This is a genomic window from Ruegeria sp. ABF4_144 (assembly GCF_056160045.1).
Genome location: NZ_JBSWWK010000001.1, coordinates 3,102,436 through 3,121,344, shown reverse-complemented (window position 1 = coordinate 3,121,344; position 18,909 = coordinate 3,102,436). Strand labels below are relative to the sequence as shown.

At 60.5% G+C, this 18,909-nt stretch carries 17 protein-coding genes; 11 read left to right on the top strand and 6 right to left on the bottom strand.

Going from position 1 to position 18,909, the window contains the following annotated elements; translation table 11 throughout:
* Nucleotides 1-10: 10 nt before the first annotated feature.
* The 5 genes from purH to ACXAGD_RS15580 all read left to right on the top strand — a co-directional run bounded on the left by purH (nt 11) and on the right by ACXAGD_RS15580 (nt 5,368).
* The gene (gene purH / locus ACXAGD_RS15600; RefSeq protein WP_475211788.1) at nt 11-1,600 is read left to right on the top strand and encodes a bifunctional phosphoribosylaminoimidazolecarboxamide formyltransferase/IMP cyclohydrolase; all 1,590 of its coding nucleotides are present in this window, start codon (nt 11-13) and stop codon (nt 1,598-1,600) included.
* On the top strand, nt 1,600-2,070 hold the full coding sequence (gene lspA / locus ACXAGD_RS15595) for a signal peptidase II (protein ID WP_475211786.1): 471 nt from the start codon (nt 1,600-1,602) through the stop codon (nt 2,068-2,070). Before purH ends, lspA begins: the two co-directional genes overlap by 1 nt.
* A gap of 50 nt (nt 2,071-2,120) precedes the next feature.
* The gene (locus ACXAGD_RS15590) at nt 2,121-2,639 is read left to right on the top strand and encodes a DUF3035 domain-containing protein (protein ID WP_475211784.1); all 519 of its coding nucleotides are present in this window, start codon (nt 2,121-2,123) and stop codon (nt 2,637-2,639) included.
* 81 nt (nt 2,640-2,720) lie between these two features.
* Nucleotides 2,721-4,061 carry a M16 family metallopeptidase gene (locus tag ACXAGD_RS15585; RefSeq protein ID WP_475211783.1) on the top strand — a complete coding sequence of 447 codons (1,341 nt, stop codon included), beginning with the start codon at nt 2,721-2,723 and terminating at the stop codon, nt 4,059-4,061.
* Nucleotides 4,058-5,368: a M16 family metallopeptidase gene (locus ACXAGD_RS15580; RefSeq protein WP_475211781.1), complete on the top strand. Its 1,311-nt coding sequence runs from the start codon at nt 4,058-4,060 to the stop codon at nt 5,366-5,368. The genes ACXAGD_RS15585 and ACXAGD_RS15580 overlap by 4 nt, the downstream gene beginning before the upstream one ends.
* A 22-nt stretch (nt 5,369-5,390) precedes the next feature.
* Here ACXAGD_RS15580 and ACXAGD_RS15575 read toward each other — a convergent pair whose 3' ends face one another.
* Genes ACXAGD_RS15575 through deoC form a run of 3 tightly spaced genes read right to left on the bottom strand, consistent with a single transcriptional unit; the run spans nt 5,391 to nt 9,575 of the window.
* The gene (locus ACXAGD_RS15575) at nt 5,391-6,206 is read right to left on the bottom strand and encodes an SDR family oxidoreductase (protein ID WP_475211780.1); all 816 of its coding nucleotides are present in this window, start codon (nt 6,204-6,206) and stop codon (nt 5,391-5,393) included.
* A 25-nt stretch (nt 6,207-6,231) separates the two neighbouring features.
* Entirely contained in the window at nt 6,232-8,565 is a 2,334-nt protein-coding gene (locus ACXAGD_RS15570) for an aldehyde dehydrogenase family protein (protein WP_475211779.1), read from the bottom strand.
* Nucleotides 8,566-8,576: 11 nt separating this feature from the next.
* A complete protein-coding gene (gene deoC / locus ACXAGD_RS15565) occupies nt 8,577-9,575 on the bottom strand; it encodes a deoxyribose-phosphate aldolase (RefSeq protein ID WP_475211778.1) in 999 nt (332 codons plus the stop codon).
* Between the two features lie 199 nt (nt 9,576-9,774).
* On the opposite strand from deoC, the gene ACXAGD_RS15560 reads away from it, so the two are divergent.
* The 6 genes from ACXAGD_RS15560 (at nt 9,775) to ACXAGD_RS15535 (ending at nt 17,092) form a co-directional block, all read left to right on the top strand.
* On the top strand, nt 9,775-10,728 hold the full coding sequence (locus ACXAGD_RS15560) for a metal ABC transporter solute-binding protein, Zn/Mn family (RefSeq protein WP_475211777.1): 954 nt from the start codon (nt 9,775-9,777) through the stop codon (nt 10,726-10,728).
* Nucleotides 10,729-10,731: 3 nt separating this feature from the next.
* Complete coding sequence (locus ACXAGD_RS15555) at nt 10,732-11,535, top strand: metal ABC transporter ATP-binding protein (protein WP_475211776.1); 804 nt, start codon at nt 10,732-10,734, stop codon at nt 11,533-11,535.
* A gap of 3 nt (nt 11,536-11,538) precedes the next feature.
* Nucleotides 11,539-12,744, top strand: a complete 1,206-nt coding sequence (locus ACXAGD_RS15550; protein ID WP_475211774.1) for a metal ABC transporter permease — start codon at nt 11,539-11,541, stop codon at nt 12,742-12,744.
* A complete protein-coding gene (locus ACXAGD_RS15545) occupies nt 12,741-13,670 on the top strand; it encodes a metal ABC transporter permease (RefSeq protein WP_475211773.1) in 930 nt (309 codons plus the stop codon). Before ACXAGD_RS15550 ends, ACXAGD_RS15545 begins: the two co-directional genes overlap by 4 nt.
* A gap of 280 nt (nt 13,671-13,950) precedes the next feature.
* On the top strand, nt 13,951-15,810 hold the full coding sequence (gene mutL / locus ACXAGD_RS15540; RefSeq protein ID WP_475211772.1) for a DNA mismatch repair endonuclease MutL: 1,860 nt from the start codon (nt 13,951-13,953) through the stop codon (nt 15,808-15,810).
* 52 nt (nt 15,811-15,862) lie between these two features.
* Nucleotides 15,863-17,092 (top strand): DNA recombination protein RmuC, encoded by a 1,230-nt coding sequence (locus tag ACXAGD_RS15535; RefSeq protein ID WP_475211771.1) that lies wholly within the window; start codon nt 15,863-15,865, stop codon nt 17,090-17,092.
* Between the two features lie 3 nt (nt 17,093-17,095).
* On the opposite strand, the gene ACXAGD_RS15530 is transcribed toward ACXAGD_RS15535, so the two are convergent.
* From ACXAGD_RS15530 to ACXAGD_RS15520, 3 genes are read right to left on the bottom strand one after another with little or no spacing between them, the layout of a single operon-like run.
* Nucleotides 17,096-17,500 carry a hypothetical protein gene (locus ACXAGD_RS15530; protein ID WP_475211770.1) on the bottom strand — a complete coding sequence of 135 codons (405 nt, stop codon included), beginning with the start codon at nt 17,498-17,500 and terminating at the stop codon, nt 17,096-17,098.
* 54 nt (nt 17,501-17,554) lie between these two features.
* Nucleotides 17,555-18,205: a ChrR family anti-sigma-E factor gene (locus tag ACXAGD_RS15525; protein ID WP_475211769.1), complete on the bottom strand. Its 651-nt coding sequence runs from the start codon at nt 18,203-18,205 to the stop codon at nt 17,555-17,557.
* A 10-nt stretch (nt 18,206-18,215) separates the two neighbouring features.
* The gene (locus ACXAGD_RS15520) at nt 18,216-18,872 is read right to left on the bottom strand and encodes a sigma-70 family RNA polymerase sigma factor (RefSeq protein WP_475211768.1); all 657 of its coding nucleotides are present in this window, start codon (nt 18,870-18,872) and stop codon (nt 18,216-18,218) included.
* Nucleotides 18,873-18,909: the final 37 nt, after the last annotated feature.

The window sequence follows — 18,909 nt, the reverse complement described above, 5'->3', positions numbered from 1 at the left end:
CTTTGGACCCATGACCGACCTTCACCCCGTGCGCCGCGCGTTGCTTTCCGTATCCGATAAGACCGGACTGATCGAACTGGGACAGGCGCTGTCCGAGCGCGGGGTCGAGTTGCTGTCGACCGGGGGCACCGCAAAGGCGCTGCGCGACGTCGGGCTTTCGGTGAAGGATGTCAGCGAAGTGACCGGCTTCCCCGAAATGATGGACGGCCGGGTGAAAACCCTGCACCCTATGGTGCATGGCGGCTTGTTGGCGCTGCGCGACAATGACACCCATGTGGCCGCGATGACCGAACACGGCATCGGCGCGATCGATTTGCTGGTTGTGAATCTCTACCCGTTCGAGGCCACCGTGGCCAAAGGCGCCGACTACGATGAATGCGTCGAAAACATCGACATCGGCGGCCCAGCGATGATCCGTGCGGCGGCGAAGAACCATGCTTTCGTGAACGTGGTCGTGGACGTCGAGGATTATGAAAAACTGCTTGGGGACATGGACCAGCACAACGGTGCAACCTGCCCGAAATTCCGCCGCAAGCTGGCGCAAAAGGCCTATGCCCGTACAGCCGCCTATGACACCGCCGTGTCCAACTGGCTGGCAGACGCGCTGGAGCTTGAGGCCCCCAAACGCCGTGCCTTTGCCGGTGAGCTGAAACAGACCCTGCGCTATGGCGAGAACAGCCACCAGTCGGCGGCCTTCTACACTGACGGCACCAACCGTCCCGGCGTGGCGACCGCTGTACAGCATCAGGGCAAAGAACTGAGCTACAACAATATCAACGACACCGACGCGGCGTTTGAACTGGTGGCCGAGTTTGACCCGGCACAAGGCGCTGCCTGTGCCATCATCAAACACGCCAACCCCTGCGGTGTGGCCAAAGGCGCGACCCTGTTGGAGGCCTACAAAGCGGCATTCGATTGCGACCGCACCTCGGCCTTTGGTGGCATCGTCGCGCTGAACCAGCCGCTGGATGCCGAAACCGCGCAGGAAATCACCGGTATTTTCACCGAGGTTGTGATCGCGCCTGGCGCATCGGATGAGGCCAAGGCGATCTTTGCCGCCAAGAAAAACCTGCGTCTGCTGACAACCGATGGTCTGCCGGATGTGACCGCAGGCGGCAAAACCGTGCGTCAGGTTGCCGGTGGCTTGCTGGTGCAGGACAAGGACAATGGCTTTGTCGGCATGGATGACTTGAAAGTGGTCACCAAGAAGGCCCCGACCGAGGAACAGATGCGCGACCTGCTTTTCGCGTGGAAAGTGGCGAAACACGTCAAATCCAACGCCATCGTTTACGTCAAGGATGGCGCTACCGTAGGTGTGGGTGCTGGCCAGATGAGCCGCGTTGACTCGGCCCTGATCGCGGCCAAGAAAGCCGAGCGCATGGCCGATGTGCTGGGGTTGCCGCAACCGCTGACCATCGGCTCGGCTGTGGCGTCTGACGCGTTTTTCCCCTTCCCCGACGGTCTGATGGAGGCCGCCGAAGCGGGCGCTACTTGCGTGATCCAGCCTGGCGGCTCGATGCGTGATGACGAAGTGATTGCTGCAGCGGATGAGGCCGGTTTGGCCATGGTGTTCACCGGCATGCGTCATTTCCGTCACTGATGCGCTATCGCCTTCTGCTCTGGGCCGCGCTGGCCGCGTTTCTGATCGACCAGATCAGCAAGTATCTGGTCGTTCACGTGATGCGCGTGGCCGAGGGCAATATCGACGTCCTGCCACCTTTGCTGGTGTTCAAATACGGCGAGAATCGGGGCATCAACTTTGGCCTGTTCCAGGGGGATAGCGACTCTGCCCGCTGGGTTCTGATCGGTATCTCGCTGGCCATATCGATCGGCGTGCTGATTTGGCTGGTACGCACGACCCCGTCGAAACTGATGCTGTTCTGCGGCGGTCTGCTGATTGGCGGCGCGCTGGCAAATGTGTTGGACCGGGTGATCTATGGCTATGTTCTGGATTTCCTGAACATGTCCTGCTGTGGCATCAACAATCCGTTCGTGTTCAATCTGGCCGATGTGTTTATCTTTGCCGGTGTGATCGGACTTGTGTTGTTCGAAGGCAAAAAGCCCTCGTGACGCGCCCGGTGATATGCGATAAAAGCGCCTGAAACTGGCTGGAGACTCTGATGCGGTTGCCGCGTTCCATATTTGCTGTGACACTGATCCTTGCGGTTGCCGGGTGCTCGAATATCGGTTTGCGCCACCTTGAGGCTCCGGGACAGGGACCGGATGAGTTTTCAGTCATGCCGGTTGAGCCACTGACTCAGCCCAAAGACTACAAGTTCCTGCCGGCACCGACACCGGGCGGGACAAACCTGACCGACCCGAACCCGAAAGGGGACGCGGTTGTGGCCTTGGGCGGAAGCGAGGCCGCACTGAACGCCAATGCCGCCATCCCATCCAGCGATGCAGCACTGGTAACGGCCTCTAGCCGTTATGGCGTGCCGTCCAACACGCGGCAGGTTGTCGACACCGAAGATGCCGAATTCCGCAAAAAGCAGGGTCGCCTGACCCGCCTGCGCCTATTCAAGGTGGATCGCTATTCTCAGGTGTACCAACGTCAGGCGCTTGATGCCGACGCCCAAAATCAGGCGGCGCGCCGTGCGGGGATCGAGACACCCTCTGCGCCTCCGGCGGATGAATAAACCTTAACTTTCCGTCATCGGCCTTGAACCTGCGCCGCGCCACCGTAGTTTGAACACCATAAACGAAACGGAGGACGCCCCATGGTTCGGGCTCTGGCCTTGTCTGCCGCCCTTGTCGCCGCCACGCCTTTGATTGCCAAAGAAGGGCACGAGGCGGTCACAACCTTTACGCTGGATAACGGCATGGATGTCGTTGTGGTCGAAGATCACCGCGCGCCTGTCGTGCAGCACATGGTCTGGTACCGCGCCGGATCCGCGGATGAGCCGGTCGGCTCGTCCGGTGTGGCGCATTTCCTGGAACATCTGCTGTTTAAAGGTACCGACACGCTGGCCCCGGGAGAATTTTCGGCAACGGTTGCAGCCAATGGCGGCAATGACAATGCGTTCACGTCCTATGACTACACCGCCTATTACCAACGCGTCGCCGCCGATCGGCTGGAGCTGATGATGCGGATGGAGGCGGACCGGATGCGCAATATCCGTCTGTCGGAAGAGGATATTCGAACAGAACGCGACGTGATCCTTGAAGAACGCAACCAGCGTACCGACAACAGCCCCCGCGCCCTGTTTGGCGAGCAGATGAACGCGTCGCAGTACCTCAACCATCGCTATGGCGTGCCGATCATCGGCTGGCGGCATGAGATGGAGACGCTGGACATGGACGACGCGCTGTCCTTCTACCAGACGCACTATTCGCCCAATAACGCCATTCTGGTGGTGACCGGCGATGTGGAGCCCGATGCGGTCAAAGCGTTGGCCGATCAGTACTACGGTGTCATCCCAGCCAACCCGGACCTGCCCGAGCGGGTGCGTTCGCAAGAGCCGCCACAAACCGCCGAACGTCGCCTGACCTTCAAGGATGCACGGGTGTCCCAGCCCTATGTGCAGCGCAGCTATCTGGCGCCCGAACGTGATCCGGGCGAACAGGAAAAAGCCGCCGCTCTTTTCCTGCTGGCCGAGTTGCTGGGTGGCAGCACCACGTCCTATCTGAACGAAAAGCTGCAGTTCGAACAGCAACTGGTTGTCTATGCCGGTGCCTTCTATCGCGGTGTTTCGCTGGATGACACGACCTTCGACTTGCTGGTTGTCCCGGCGCAGGGCGTGTCGCTACAAGAGGCCGAGGATGCAATGGATCAGGCAGTTGCCGATTTCATCGCCGAAGGGGTGAACGAAGACGACCTCGACCGGATCAAAATGCAATTGCGGGCCTCGCAAACCTATGCGCGCGACAATGTGGACGGGATCGGCAATCGCTATGGCCGCGCCCTGACCAGTGGTCTGACGGTCGAAGACGTGCAGGCCTGGCCCGATATCCTACAGGCCGTAACCGGGGATGAGATCATTGCCGCCGCCCGTGAGGTACTGCAACGTGAGGCATCCGTGACCGGCTGGCTGATGCGCGACGATGAGGTGACGCAATGAAACGTATATTTGCAACCCTGATCGCCGTCGTCATCGCGTTGCCCGCCTGGGCTGATATCGAGATCGAAGAGGTGACATCCCCTGGTGGGATCACCGCATGGCTGGTCGAGGATCACTCGATCCCCTTCACCGCGTTGGAGCTGCGGTTCCGCGGCGGCACTTCGCTGGACGAGCCCGGCAAGCGTGGGGCTACCTATCTGATGAGCGGTCTGATCGAGGAAGGCGCAGGCGACATGGATGCTCGCACCTATGCGCGCGAGCTGGAATCGCTGGCGGCATCGTTCAGCTATAACGCATCTGACGACACGGTATCGATTTCGGCGCAGTTCCTGACCGAAAACCGCGATGAGGTGATCGACCTGCTACGCACCACCATTCACGAGCCGCGCTTTGACGAGGACGCGGTGGAACGGGTGAAGGCGCAGGTTCTATCCGGGCTGCGCTCGGATCAGACCGATCCCAACGAAATCGCCAGCCGCAGCTTCGCGCAGATGGCCTATGGTGATCACCCCTATGGCACCGAGGGTAAGGGCACGATCGAAAGCGTCAGCGCGCTGACCCGCGATGATGTAGTGACTGCCTATGAGAATGTCCTGGCCAAGGACCGGTTGTACGTTGGCGCCGTGGGTGACATCACTCCCGAAGAGCTGGGCGCATTACTGGATAAGCTGCTGGCGGACTTGCCTGAAACCGGCAAGCCCATACCGGACCGTGCCGATGTAACCATCCCCGGTGGGGTCAGTGTGATCGACTTCAATACTCCGCAATCTGTGGCCCTGTTTGGCCATGCGGGCATTGACCGGGATGATGAGGACTTCTTTGCCGCCTATATCCTGAACCACATTCTGGGGGGTGGCGGGTTTGAAAGCCGCCTGATGCAGGAAGTGCGCGAAAAACGCGGCCTGACCTATGGTGTGGCGACCTATCTGGTGCCCAAGGATCTGGCCTCGGTCTATCTGGGCTCCGTGTCCTCGGGCAATGATCGTATCGCAGAAGCGGTCGAGGTGATCCGTGCCGAATGGGCCCGCGCCGCGTCACAGGGCGTGACCCAGAAGGAACTGGATGACGCCAAGACCTATCTGACCGGTGCCTATCCGTTACGGTTCGATGGCAATGGCCGGATCGCCGGGATCATGGTTGGGATGCAGATGCAGGACCTGCCCATCGACTACATCGCCACCCGCAACGATCAGGTGAACGCGGTGACATTGGATGAGGTCAACCGCGTGGCCCGTGAGTTGCTTGACCCTGAAGGCCTGCATTTCACCGTTGTCGGTAAACCCGAAGGTTTGGAAACCACGAACTGATGAAAAGGGGGCTGAGCGCGCCTCAGCCCTTTTTCCCCGCTGCGCTTCGCAGCATCTGCCCCATCATCTGACCGAATTTACCCGATCCGCGCTGATACAGAGCGCCATCTACGGCCATCACCGTGCCGCTGATATAGCTGGCCAGATCAGAGCTGAGGAACAGGCAGGCATTGGCCACGTCCTGTGGCTGACCCCAACGACCCAAAGGCACATCGCGGCGCAGTTCTTCATGGGCGTTTTCGGTGGGGGCCAGACGTTTCGCGCCCTCGGTGCCTTCGATGAAGCCCGGAACCACCGAGTTCACCCGGATGCCTTCAACGCCCCATTCCATCGACAGGGTGCGGGTGATCTGATCAACGCCCGCTTTGGCGGCGCAGACATGCGCCTGACCTTCGTAAGGCAGATAGGACTGCGGCGCCGAGATGTTGATGATGCTGGCGCCGGGGCGTTTGAGATAAGGATACGCCCCTTTCATCACGTGGACCGTACCCATCAGGTCAATATCGATCACGGTTTTGAACGCATTGACCGACATCTCTGACGTCAGAGCCGGGAAGTTGCCCGCCGCGCCTGAAACCAGCACATCGAATTCGCCGAACGCGTCGTGAAACTGCTTCAGGCCCGCAGCCACAGCCTCGGGATCACGCACGTCAAACGCTGCACCAATGGCGTCAGCTGCGCCCGCAGCTTTCAATGCTGCGACGGTGTCATCCACCTTGTCCTGCGATCGGCTGGCCACGGCCAGTTTGGCACCCGAGGCCGCAAAGGCCTCGGCTATGCCCCGGTTGATACCGCTGGTGCCGCCGATGACGATGACGGTTTTGTTTGCAAAATCCATGTAGGTCTCCCGTGATGCGGGAGCCCTACTCGCCGTAGGGCACCCAGACGTTCTTGATTTCGGTTGCAGCCTGCAGGAAGCGGCGGGAATGGTCCACGCCCCAATCAAGTGCCGTCGCGTTATTGACCCAGGTCCGTTTCAGGTTCCCAGCCGAGACGACCTCGATCTCTTTCGACAGATCCGTCGATGAGAACGACCAGACCGCGTCCACGTTCAGATGCGAGGCCAGCGGTTTCGCCAGTTCCGCGTGGCTGCCGGTCAGGATGTTCACCACGCCTGCTGGCACGTCCGAGGTTTCGAGGATCTGGTAGAAATCGGTTGCCGCCAGCGGATAGGGCTCGGATGCCGCCAGCACCACTCGGTTGCCCATCGCAATCGCCGGGGCCATGGTCGAAACCAGACCCAGAAGCGGTGCCTCATCGGCGCAAAGCGCGCCGATCACACCAACGGGCTCTTTCATCGCAATAGCAACACCCCGGATCGGAACGCCATGAACCTGACCGTCATATTTATCGGCCCAGGCGGCGGCGGTGAATAGCCGCTGGATCGAGGCTTCAACCTCTTTCGCGCCGTCTTTCTTGCCGGTCATCGCGTCGATACGCGCAGCGAATTCATCGGCGCGGGCCGAGAGGTTCTCACCGATGTAATACAGGATCTGAGCCCGCAGATGGCCAGTGGTCTTGGACCAGCCTTTAGCACCCGCCGCAGCCTCAACCGCGTTGCGCACGTCCTTGCGGTTGGCAAGGCCGACATGGCCCAGCAGCCCCGGCTTGCCCCAGACAGGTTTCGAATAGCCCCCATCGGGCCGCGCCTGTTTGCCGCCCACATACATCTTGGCGGTGCGGTCGATGGGATCGACCGGAGCGCCTTCGCCCGTGGTCGCCTCGACCTTTGTCAGCGGCTTGGCTTTGCCTTTGGGCTTGGTGTAGGCCGCCAGACCTTCCCAGCCGCCTTCTCGGCCATAACCGCTTTCACGTACGCCACCGAAACCGGCGGCGGCGTCGAACAGGTTGGTGGCGTTGACCCAGACCACACCGGCAACCAGCTTGGGCGCAATATCCAGCGCGAGATTGACGTTCTCGGTCCAGACCGTTGCGGCCAGGCCGTATCGGGTGTTGTTGGCCAGCTCGACCGCCTCAGAAGGCGTGCGGAAGGTCGAGGACACCAGAACAGGGCCAAAGATTTCTTCCTGCATCAGCGGATCGGACGTTTCGAGCCCCGAGATCAGCGTCGGAGGGTAGTAGCAACCGTTTTCAGGCAGCTCGCACGCGGCCTGATGCACGTGGCCGGCGGTGTTGCTTTCGACCAAACCCTTGATGGTCTGCAGTTGGACCGGGTCCACAACTGCGCCCACGTCGATGCACTTGTCCAGCGGGTTGCCAACACGCAGCTTGTCCATCCGTGCGCGTAGCTTGTCATGGAAACGGTCGGCGATGCCTTCTTGCACCAGCAGACGCGAGCCTGCGCAGCAAACCTGACCCTGATTGAACCAGATCGCATCGACCAGACCTTCAATGGCGCTGTCGATATCGGCATCGTCGAACACGATATAGGCGGATTTTCCACCCAGCTCTAACGTCAGTTCCTTGCCCGAACCTGCGGTCGCCTCACGGATACGACGACCAACAATGGTGGATCCGGTAAAGGCGATCTTGTCCACGTCGGCGTTCACGATCATCTCACCCACGGCACCATCGCCAGTGACGATGTTGACCACGCCTTTCGGCAGCCCGGCCTGCGCGCAGATATCAGCAAACAGCAGCGCGGTCAGCGAGGTGTACTCGGCCGGTTTCAGAACCACCGTGTTGCCCATCGCCAACGCAGGCGCGATCTTCCACGCCAGCATCAGCAGCGGGAAGTTCCACGGGATGATTTGCCCGCACACGCCTACAGCCTGCGCATCCGGTAGCTCGCTTTCCATCAACTGCGCCATTCCGGCGTGGTAGTAGAAATGGCGCTGCGCCAGCGGGATATCGATGTCGCGCGATTCACGGATCGGCTTGCCGTTGTCCAGGCTTTCCAGCACCGCAAACAGACGTGAATGCTTCTGCAACAGCCGCGCGATGGCATAGAGGTGCCGCGCACGGCCTGCGCCGCCCAACTTCTCCCACTTAGGCTGCGCCTTGCGGGCGGCGGATACGGCGGCATCCACGTCAGCTTGTTTGGCTTGCGTCAGCTTGGCCAGAACCTCTCCGGTCGCCGGGTTGCGGCTGTCGAACCCTTTGCCAGGTTTGGTGAAAGCCCCATCGATATAGTGGCCGAACTTGTCGCCTTGATCGACCAGCCAGGCCAGCGCCTCGGCCGCGCTTTCGGGGGCGGGGCCGTAGTCCATGGTTTCGAAAATCTCTTTGACTGTCATTGTTCTTGTCCTCAGCCCATGGAGTGACGGTGGCCGGCGGAGTACGCGCCCGTCACATAGTGTTCCAGCTGCCGCTCGATATCACCCAGCAGCGACGAGGCGCCAAAGCGGAACAGGTCCGGCTCCAGCCAGCGGTCGCCCAATTCGTCCTTGATCAGCGACAGGTAAACCAGCGCATCTTTGGCTTTCGAGATGCCACCCGCAGGTTTATACCCGACACGGTATCCGGTGCGATCATAGTAGTCGCGGATCGCGCGGATCATCACCAGTGAGACGGGCAGGGTGGCGTTGACGCTTTCCTTTCCGGTTGAGGTCTTGATGAAATCTGCCCCCGCCATCATGCAGACCAGCGAAGCTCGCGCGACATTGCGCAGGCTGCCCAACTCTCCGGTTGCCAGAATGGCTTTGACATGCGCATCACCGCAGGCCACGCGGAAGGCTTTCATTTCGTCATACAGCGCTTGCCAGTCGCCCGACAGCACATGACGGCGCGAGATTACGATGTCGATTTCTTCGGCCCCGGCTTTCACGCTTTCCTCGATCTCGGCTACGCGCAGATGGAAGGGGGACAAGCCCGCTGGGAAGCCGGTCGAGACTGCAGCCACCGGGATGCCCGTGCCTTTCAGCGCCGCAACCGCCGTTTCGATCATGTCGTGATAGACACAAACCGCGCCAGTGGTGATTGGCGGCATATCCATAGCTTGCAACACCGACGACGCAACCGGTTGGCGCGCCTTCGCGCAAAGACGCCGCACACGGCCCACCGTGTCATCGCCTGACAAGGTGGTCAGGTCGATCATCGTGACAGCTTTCAGCAGCCACGCGGCCTGATAGTCCTTTTTTACCGACCGCCGACCCGGCAGGGTCGCTGCGCGGCGTTCAATGGCCGAAGTGTTGGCCTGTACGGCCCGCACCCAATCCAGATCAAGGTCCATACCGGGGTTTCTGGGCTCGGTCACTTGCGGCAGATGCGCGGTGCGCACGGGGCTGTCTGAGCTCTGCGTTTCCATAGTCACATCCTTTGGGAGGTTTGTGCCAAAATCGCATGGGCGGCGCATAAATGGAAGGCGTAGCGAGGATGGAGGTGTAAATTTTTTGACCAAATGGACAAAATAAGCGATTTTTTTGCGAATAATTCGCAATAGCGTTGACTTAGTTGCGAATGGTTCGCATATTCATTCTTAACTGTTTAGCAACTCGGGGTCTGAAATGATTCGTCGTAGCTTTCTTGCAGCTTTAGCTTTCGCCGCTGCATTGCCCTTGACGGCCTGGGCCGAAGCGCCGCTGAAGGTGGTTGCCACCACCGGCATGATCGCAGATGCCGCGCGACAGGTTGGCGGTGATCAGGTTGAAGTGAAGGGCTTGATGGGGCCCGGCGTCGATCCGCACGCCTATCGCCAGACCCGCAGCGATATCGTTGCCATGACCCGCGCAGACCTGATCCTGTGGCACGGCCTGTATCTTGAGGCACAGATGGAGGATTTCTTCCACGATCTGGGCCGCAAACGGCCAGTTGTAGCCGTAGCCGAAGGGATCGACACGTCGAAACTGCGCGCCCATGACGATTATGCTGACAAGTATGACCCGCATGTGTGGATGAGCCCTGCTCTGTGGCGCGATGTTGTGGTCGAAGTGCAGGATGCACTGACCGAGGCACGCCCTGACGCGGCCGACATCTTTGCTGCAAACGCGCAGGCGCATCTGGCCGAGATCGATCAGTTGGAGGCTTATGCCGGTCAGGCTCTTGCATCTGTGCCCGAAAACAACCGCGTGTTGGTCACGGCGCATGACGCCTTTGGCTATTTCGGGGCCGAATACGGCTATGAGGTGATGGGCATTCAGGGCATCTCGACCCAGTCCGAAGCCGGCCTGAACCGGATCGGAGAACTGGTGGACACACTGGTCGACAAACAATTGCAAGCGGTGTTCGTGGAAAGCTCGGTGTCTGACCGGTCGATGCGCGCGCTGATCGAAGGCGCTGCGGCCAAAGGTCATGATGTGGGTGTCGGCGGCGAGCTATATTCCGACGCAATGGGCGAACCGGGCACCTATGAGGGTACGTATATCGGCATGTTGGATCACAACATCACCGTCATCGCAGGCGCGCTGGGCGCGGATGTGCCGGATCGCGGCATGAACGGCAAACTGTCGGCGGGGTTTTGAGTTATGCTGGAGCTGGCCACAAATCAGGGTGTGACGGTTACTGAGAACAGCCTGGAAGACAGCCCTCTGGCTATTCGCGGCCTGACTGTTTCCTACGGCCAGAAGCCAGCAGTGTTTTCAGTAGACATGACCGTACAACCCGGCGCGATGACTGCGATCATCGGGCCGAACGGTGCGGGGAAATCGACCCTGCTCAAGGCCGCATTGGGGATCGTATCTCCGCTGTCCGGGCAGGTGACTGTTTACGGCAAGCCGCTGGAGCAGCAGCGCGCCCGCATCGCTTATGTGCCGCAGCGTGCCAGTGTGGATTGGGATTTCCCAACCCGTGTCATCGACGTGGTGCTGATGGGCCTGTCGCGAGAACTGGGCTTGCTGGGCCGTATCCGCGGTCGCCATATGGCCCGCGCGATGGATTGTTTAAACCGCGTTGGGATGCGCGATTTCGCGGATCGACAGATTGGCCAGCTTTCCGGCGGCCAGCAGCAGCGGGTGTTCCTGGCCCGCGCTTTGGCGCAAGAGGCGGATCTGTACCTGCTGGACGAACCCTTTGCCGGGGTCGATGCGGCCACGGAAAAGGCCATCATCGCGGTGCTGAAATCGTTGAAAGAGGCGGGCAAGACCGTTGTTGTCGTGCATCACGATCTGGCAACTGTCACCGACTATTTTGACCACGTTTTCCTGATCAACACCCGCAAAGTGGCCGAGGGTCCGGTGAGTGAGGCCTTCACCGCCGAGACCCTGCAATCGGCGTACGGAGGCCGCTTGGCCACCGCCCAGATCGACCAGATCTCTCGCGCGCTGGGGTAATCCATGCTTTGGGACGCTCTGACCCTGCAGCTTGGCTATAACGCCACGCTGGTTGCCATCGGCGCGACTCTGCTTGGTGTTTCGGCCGGGGTCACGGGCACCTTCCTGTTTCTGCGTAAGCGCGCTCTTGTCAGCGATGCGATCAGCCATGCGACGCTGCCGGGCGTGTGCCTTGCGTTCATGGTTTTGGTTGCCTTTGGCAGCGATGGGCGCAATCTGATTGGCTTGTTGGCCGGGTCGGCGATCTCGGCTTGGATTGGCCTATTATGCATGAACTGGCTAACTCGCCGTACGCGGCTGGCTGAGGACGCTGCAATTGGGGCGGTATTGTCCGTTTTCTTCGGCTTTGGCATCGTTTTGTTGACTGTGATCCAGACAATGGGCGTCGGTCGTCAGGCGGGTTTGGAAGGGTTCCTGCTGGGCTCAACCGCCGGGATGCTCTGGGCCGATGCACTGATCATCGCGATCGGTGGGGCAGCGACACTGCTGATGGTAATGATTATCCGCCGCCCGATGACCATGGTGGCCTTTGACCCGGAATATGCCGCGGCCCGAGGGCTGCCTGTGCATCGCATCGACCTGGCGATGATGGGTCTGGTGATGGCCGTCACCGTGGTTGGCCTCAAGATCGTTGGGCTGATTCTGATTGTGGCTTTGCTGATCATCCCCGCCGTCACGGCGCGGTTCTGGACCGAGCGGTCGGATCGGGTGGTGTTGCTGGCCGGTTTGGCGGGTGGTCTGGCCGGATATCTGGGCGCGGCGCTGTCAGCCTCGGCCCCAAACCTGCCGACGGGCCCGATCATCGTGCTGGTCAGTTTTGGTTTCTTCGCTCTCTCGCTGCTGTTGGCCCCAGTGCGCGGTGTGCTGGCGGCGGTACTTAAACATCTGCGGTTCCAACGCCGTGTCCACATCCGTCAAGGTCTGCTGGCGCTGGCGCAGGATCAGAAGATCTATGAACCGCTGACCCTGCGCTTGTTGAAGCGCGCCGGATTGGCCCGTGCCGACGGCGTCGCCACCGAGGCCGGCAAAGCCCGTGCCGCCAAAGCCCTGCGCGACGAAAAGCGCTGGGAAGTCGTCCGTGCCGACCAGGCACATGAGGCGACAGCCGCGCTTTATGACGGGTTGCGCGATATCGAAACGGTGCTAACCCGCGACCAGATTGCCGAAATCGACCGCCAGATTGGCGGCCCGCAAGGGGTACCTTCATGAGTGGTGAAGAATTTGTCCCCCTGTCGTTAACACCTTTGTTGATCGGCACCTTTGCGGCGATTGCCTGCGCGTTGCCGGGCAATTTTCTGGTGCTGCGTAAACAAGCTCTGATCGGCGATGCAATCAGCCATGTGGTGCTGCCCGGCATCGTGGTGGCCTTTATCCTGACCGGAGCGATCTCGACCTGGCCGATGATGCTGGGTGCGGCGGGGGCTTCGATTGTCGCCGTGGTGATGATCGAGGCGATCCGGCGGTTGGGCCAGATCGAACCGGGTGCGGCGATGGGAGTGGTGTTTACCACCATGTTTGCAGGCGGTGTGCTGCTGTTGGAGCAGACCGATACCTCGACCGTGCATCTGGACGTGGAACATGCGCTTTACGGCAATCTGGAAAGCCTGATCTGGTTGGATGCGATAGGGTGGTCATCCCTGTTGGACCTGACAGCCTTGGCCGGGTTGCCGCCGGAACTGCCGCGCATCGCACTGACGCTGGTGGGCGTTGTTCTGTTCATCTGGCTGTTCTGGCGACCGCTGAAAATCTCTACCTTTGACGAAGGCTTTGCCCGCACAATCGGCATTCGTACTGGTGCGCTTGGCATGGCGTTGGTGATCGTTGCAGCGATTTCCGCGGTGGCGGCCTTTGACGCGGTGGGGTCGATCATCGTGATCGCCATGTTCATCTGCCCCCCTGCCGCCGCGCGTTTGATGACCAACCGGCTAGAAACCCAGATTGCGTGGAGCGTAGTCTTCGCCAGCATCTCGGCTATTTCGGGCTATGTGCTGGCGGGGTACGGGCCCCTGTGGCTGGGCGGAGCGGACGCGGTCAGCGCGGCGGGCATGATCGCCACCATGTCGGGTCTGATCCTGGCCGCAGCAGCGTTGTGGGGACCGTGCCGAACCCGCGCCGGAGCGCCCCAGGTCTCTTGACACGGCGTGTTCCCGCCACCGCTTTCTGCGACGGGTCGGCTGGAATCTGCTCAGTCTGCAAGCGTATGCGGAGTTAATGACGTTGAATGCGTTGATCGTGTTAAACCGCTTCCAGAAATTTTCTGTATGACCACCACTCACTTCGGATCGTTCGGACAATCGCGACCCTATATACCGTTTTTAAACATCGGTATGGCGCGATTGTTCGAACGCCCCTCCTTAAAATTGAAGCGTCCAAACCGGTGGCAGAATCGTACGCGCCTGTGCTAGGTCTGGTGGTATGGCGCAGACACACCCCAATATCAGCGAAAACCCACCCGTTATCCGGCAGCTGGATGACGCTGCGATCAACCGTATCGCCGCGGGTGAGGTGGTGGAGCGTCCAGCCTCGGCGGTCAAGGAACTGGTGGAAAACGCCATCGATGCCGGGGCATCAAGGATCGCCATCGATATCGCCGATGGCGGCAAGACGCTGATTCGCGTCACCGACGACGGGTGCGGAATATCGGCGCAGGACCTGCCGCTGGCTCTGTCGCGCCACGCGACTTCCAAAATTGACGGCTCGGATCTGTTGAACATCCACACATTCGGGTTTCGGGGCGAAGCGCTGCCGTCATTGGGCGCGGTAGGTCGACTGACCATCACCAGCCGGGTGCCGGGCGGGGATGCGGCGCAAGTCCACGTGGCAGGCGGCAAGATGGAAGCGGTGAAGCCCGCCGCCCTGCGCGCCGGTACCGTGGTGGAGCTGCGCGACCTGTTCTTTGCTACGCCTGCACGGCTGAAATTCATGCGCACCGACCGGGCCGAGGCGCAGGCGATAGGTGACACAGTTAAGCGTCTGGCGATGGCTGAGCCAGCGATCACCTTCTCTTTGCGTGATGTTTCGGGCGGGGGCGAGGGGCGCGTGACCTTCCGCGCTGACCGAGAAAATGGCGATCTGTTCGACGCGCTGCATGCACGTCTGGCCCGCGTGATCGGGCGCGAGTTTGCTGAGAACGCCCTGCAGATCGACGCCACGCGCGAAGGTATCCGGCTGTATGGCTACGCGGCGTTGCCAACCTATTCCCGAGGTGCCGCCGTGGCGCAGTATCTCTTCGTCAATGGCCGCCCCGTGCGGGACAAGATGCTGACCGGTGCATTGCGGGCGGCCTATTTTGACTTCCTCAGCCGCGACCGCCATCCGGCGGCAGCTCTGTTCATCGATTGTGACCCGACGCTGGTGGATGTGAACGTCCATCCCGCCAAATCCGAGGTGCGTTTCCGCGATCCCGGTGTGGCGCGCGGGCTGATCGTCTCGGCCTTGCGGCACGCGTTGGCCGAGGCGGGGCACCGGGCCTCGACCACTGTGGCCAATGCCACGCTGGGTGCGATGCGGCCCGAACCGGCGCAGCCTGCTCCGGCGCGGGTGTATCAGATGGACCGGCCTTCACCTGTGGCGCGTCAGGTGGCCTATCAGGCGCAGGCGCCGGGTTTCGCCGAGCTGTCCCGGGAATATAGCGGCAGCGTTGTCGACTCCGCTCCGGTGGTTCCGGTCGCAGTCGAAGAACCCACACCGCAGGACTTGCCGCTGGGTGCCGCGCGTGGACAGGTGCACGAGAATTACATCATCGCCCAGACCGCCGATGGCATGGTGATTGTCGACCAGCACGCGGCGCATGAACGGTTGGTCTATGAAAAGCTCAAAACTCAGATGGCCGAGAACGGCGTTGCTGCACAGGCGCTGCTGATCCCCGAGATTGTTGAGCTATCCGAAGGCGATTGCGCGCGGCTGATGGCTGTGGCCGATGACCTGTCACGCCTTGGCCTGACGTTGGAGCCGTTCGGCGGTGGCGCCATCGCCGTACGCGAAACCCCAGCCATTCTGGGTGAGGTCGATGCCCGCGCGATGATCCTCGATATCCTCGACGAACTGGCCGATCAGGGTGAAAGCCAGACAGTGCAGGCGCGGATCGAGGCGATCCTCAGCCGGGTGGCCTGTCATGGCTCGGTCCGGTCGGGTCGCCGGATGCGGGCCGAAGAAATGAACGCCCTGCTGCGCGAGATGGAGGCAACGCCCCATTCCGGCCAGTGCAATCACGGGCGGCCGACTTACGTGGAGCTGAAGCTGAGCGACATCGAGCGTCTGTTCGGCCGCAGTTGATACTTTGGCCTTGCCGGGCTATGAAGAATAAAACAAGAACATTCGAGGCAACATGATCGAGATTGCTGGCACCCAAATTGCATTGAACGACCCCGTGATCCTGATTGCGGGCGGTGTGTTGGCGCTGATCCTGCTGCTACTGTTTTTGTCCATGCGGGCAGCGCAACGCTCGGCGCAGTTGGCGGAACCACTGGCGCGGCAGATGGCGCATCTGGGTCAACACGTGCAACAGCTGGGGCAGGGGCAAGAGCAGCTGCGCGGCGGATTGCAGCATGTCTCGGACACGCAGGCCAATGCGCAGGTGCAGGTGATTCAGACGGTCGAATCCCGCCTGTCTTCGGTGCAGCAGCAAATGAATGACCGGTTGGCAGATAACGCGATGAAGTCCGCCCGAGCACTGGCCGAGATGCAAGAGCGGATGAAGGAATCGCTGCACGGTTCTTCGAAACAGACCGCGACTTCACTGACCCAGTTGCAGGAACGATTGGCTGCCATCGACAAGGCACAGGACAATATCACCAAGCTGTCAGGAGACGTGCTGTCGCTGCAGGATATCCTGTCGAACAAGCAGACCCGCGGCGCGTTTGGTGAGATTCAGCTGAACGATATCGTCTCCAAAGCACTGCCCTCGGACAGTTTCCAATTGCAGGCGACGCTGTCGAACGGACGTCGCGCAGATTGCCTGATCCACCTGCCGAACCCACCGGGGCCGATTGTGATCGACAGCAAGTTCCCTTTGGAGGCGTATGAGGCGCTGATCGGATCGACCAATGACGCCGAGCTGAAAGCGGCGGTGCAGATGTTCCGCAGTACGGTGCGCAAGCACATCAACGATATTGCCGAGAAGTACATTCTGGACGGCGAAACAGCCGATGGCGCGCTGATGTTCCTGCCGTCCGAGGCCGTTTATGCCGAGCTGCACGCCAAGTTCCCTGAACTGGTGCAGGAAAGTTTCAGCAAACGCGTCTGGATCGTGTCCCCGACAACCTGCATGGCAACGCTGAATACGATGCGCGCGATCCTGAAAGACGCGCGGATGCGCGAACAGGCAGGCGCGATCCGTAAGGAATTGGGCCTGCTGCACAAGGATGTGGAGCGTCTGGGCGACCGTGTCTCGAACCTGGACCGGCATTTCGGGCAGGCGGCCAAGGATATCTCGGAAATCAAGATCAGTGCCGAAAAGGCCGGGCGTCGGGCACAGCGGCTGGACAATTTCGATTTCGAGGAACTGGCCCCGGACGAGCATCCAAACGTCGTGCCGCTGGGCAAATCTGAGGCCTGAGACCTACTGGATTGACAAATCCAGATTATAGCCGACTGTCTTGCCGGTGTCCCGATCATTGCCCATCAGATAGACGCGGATCGTGTAATCTCCATCTTCCGGCAGGTCGATCCGGGCGGTGTTGCCGTTGATTGAGCCATTGTATATTGCATTGCCGTCGCTGCCCGGCGGCAGGATGTTGAAGTAAATCACACCGTTGCCGTTGGTGTCGCTGACCTTTAGTTCGGCAAACATTTCCTGACCGGCATTCGCACCAAGGCTGTAGTCAAAATACTCGTCACCAGTGATGGTTCCGCTGACCATCGTGCCGAAATTGCCGGGCTCGAATTTAACCTCGGCGGCGCGTTGCGCCCAGGCGGCGCAGGCAAGACCGGCAAAGACGATACTCAGGACCAAACGCGTTTTCATGATCACCTCCCAAACCAATTGCAGGCCCAATGTAACACGGTGCGATCGAATTTCTCAGATACGCAGGAAGGGTTGAAACAGGCGCGGCATCAGTTTGTTGAATTTCAGCGGTGCGTCGGTGACGGCCAAACAGATACAATCTTCCGAGATGTCGGCGGTCGGTGTGTGGTGCAGATCTTCATCGGCGATCTCAACATCGCCGCGACCGAAACGATCTACCTCGTCCGAGAACGCACCCTGCAGAACCATTGTCAGCTCGACACCGTTGTGGCTGTGATCTGGCACGGCCGCACCTGCGGGAATAAACAGCAGGCGCGCGGTTGCCTCGCGTGTGGTTGGCAAGATCGCCTGTTTCACACCCATGCCGATAGATCGCCATTTGATGTCGTTCACATCTCCGCCCACGTAATCCTGCAGAGGAGCGGGCAGAACCGAACAGGTCGGACGGGCCGGTTTAGCGATCGGCGCGCCTTGTGCAATCAACGCCATGGTTGCGGCCAGAGATCCATCGCTCATATTCGCCGTCGCGTCCTGATCCTGCAAAACGCAACCGCCGACCGCTTCGAAACTCTCTGCGCGGGCACGGCAGTGGTCGCAGAGAGAAAGATGCGTGGCCACCATTAGGTCGAATGCCTCGGGCAAAGTGCCAGCGGCATAGGCCATCAGCAGGTCGTCTGTCAGGTGATGTTTGATATCGTTGCTCATTGTCATCATCTCAGTTCATCGCGTGGCGCAAGCGGTCCAGCGCCAGCCGTATACGTGATTTGATCGTGCCCAGCGGTAATCCGGTTGCAGAGGCAATCTCTCGGTGGCTCAGATCGCCAAAATAGGCCTTTTCGATCAGTTCTCTTTGCGCCTCGGGCAATGCCGCCATGGCATCACGAAGCTGCGCGGTTTCTTGTTGCAGCACGATCACGTCGTCCTGTTCCGGTTCTGCCTCTGGGCCCCATCCCAGATCTTCGGGCTCGGGCCGGCGTTGTTTGCGCAGAACGTCGATGCGCTTGTTCCTTGCAATCGTAAACACCCAAGTTGCGACAGTCGCACGCGTGGGGTCGAACAGATGCGCCTTGTGCCACAAGGTCGCCATGACCTCTTGCGCGCATTCCTCAGCCAGCGCAGGGTCTGACCCTGACTTGATCAGGAATGCCTTAATCCGCGGCGCGAAGTGCTGGAACAGCTCGGCAAAGGCCGCCTGATCCTGCGCGTCCCGAATGCGTCTGACGTGGCTCACCCACTCAGTTCTGGTATTGCAACTGCCATCCGCTTTGTTCACCGGCTTGCCCCTGATGCGTTTCTTTTCGCGCCAAGGTTTGAGTGCGGGCCTTTCAGCCGCCGGTTCATCCAAGGTCACGGTATCGATCTCGGTAAACATAACAATAATACGTGCGTCAGCCCAAGGCGGATCACTT

Bases quoted from the DNA above. Each gene is read 5' to 3' on its own strand.
- ACXAGD_RS15520 (WP_475211768.1), bottom strand. From the start codon at position 18,872: ATGTTTACCGAGATCGATACCGTGACCTTGGATGAACCGGCGGCTGAA.
- ACXAGD_RS15530 (WP_475211770.1), bottom strand. From the start codon at position 17,500: ATGAAAACGCGTTTGGTCCTGAGTATCGTCTTTGCCGGTCTTGCCTGC.
- purH (WP_475211788.1), top strand. From the start codon at position 11: ATGACCGACCTTCACCCCGTGCGCCGCGCGTTGCTTTCCGTATCCGAT.
- ACXAGD_RS15545 (WP_475211773.1), top strand. From the start codon at position 12,741: ATGAGTGGTGAAGAATTTGTCCCCCTGTCGTTAACACCTTTGTTGATC.
- ACXAGD_RS15560 (WP_475211777.1), top strand. From the start codon at position 9,775: ATGATTCGTCGTAGCTTTCTTGCAGCTTTAGCTTTCGCCGCTGCATTG.
- ACXAGD_RS15525 (WP_475211769.1), bottom strand. From the start codon at position 18,205: ATGAGCAACGATATCAAACATCACCTGACAGACGACCTGCTGATGGCC.
- ACXAGD_RS15585 (WP_475211783.1), top strand. From the start codon at position 2,721: ATGGTTCGGGCTCTGGCCTTGTCTGCCGCCCTTGTCGCCGCCACGCCT.
- ACXAGD_RS15570 (WP_475211779.1), bottom strand. From the start codon at position 8,565: ATGACAGTCAAAGAGATTTTCGAAACCATGGACTACGGCCCCGCCCCC.
- ACXAGD_RS15590 (WP_475211784.1), top strand. From the start codon at position 2,121: ATGCGGTTGCCGCGTTCCATATTTGCTGTGACACTGATCCTTGCGGTT.
- ACXAGD_RS15580 (WP_475211781.1), top strand. From the start codon at position 4,058: ATGAAACGTATATTTGCAACCCTGATCGCCGTCGTCATCGCGTTGCCC.
- lspA (WP_475211786.1), top strand. From the start codon at position 1,600: ATGCGCTATCGCCTTCTGCTCTGGGCCGCGCTGGCCGCGTTTCTGATC.
- deoC (WP_475211778.1), bottom strand. From the start codon at position 9,575: ATGGAAACGCAGAGCTCAGACAGCCCCGTGCGCACCGCGCATCTGCCG.
- ACXAGD_RS15555 (WP_475211776.1), top strand. From the start codon at position 10,732: ATGCTGGAGCTGGCCACAAATCAGGGTGTGACGGTTACTGAGAACAGC.
- ACXAGD_RS15550 (WP_475211774.1), top strand. From the start codon at position 11,539: ATGCTTTGGGACGCTCTGACCCTGCAGCTTGGCTATAACGCCACGCTG.
- ACXAGD_RS15575 (WP_475211780.1), bottom strand. From the start codon at position 6,206: ATGGATTTTGCAAACAAAACCGTCATCGTCATCGGCGGCACCAGCGGT.
- ACXAGD_RS15535 (WP_475211771.1), top strand. From the start codon at position 15,863: ATGATCGAGATTGCTGGCACCCAAATTGCATTGAACGACCCCGTGATC.
- mutL (WP_475211772.1), top strand. From the start codon at position 13,951: ATGGCGCAGACACACCCCAATATCAGCGAAAACCCACCCGTTATCCGG.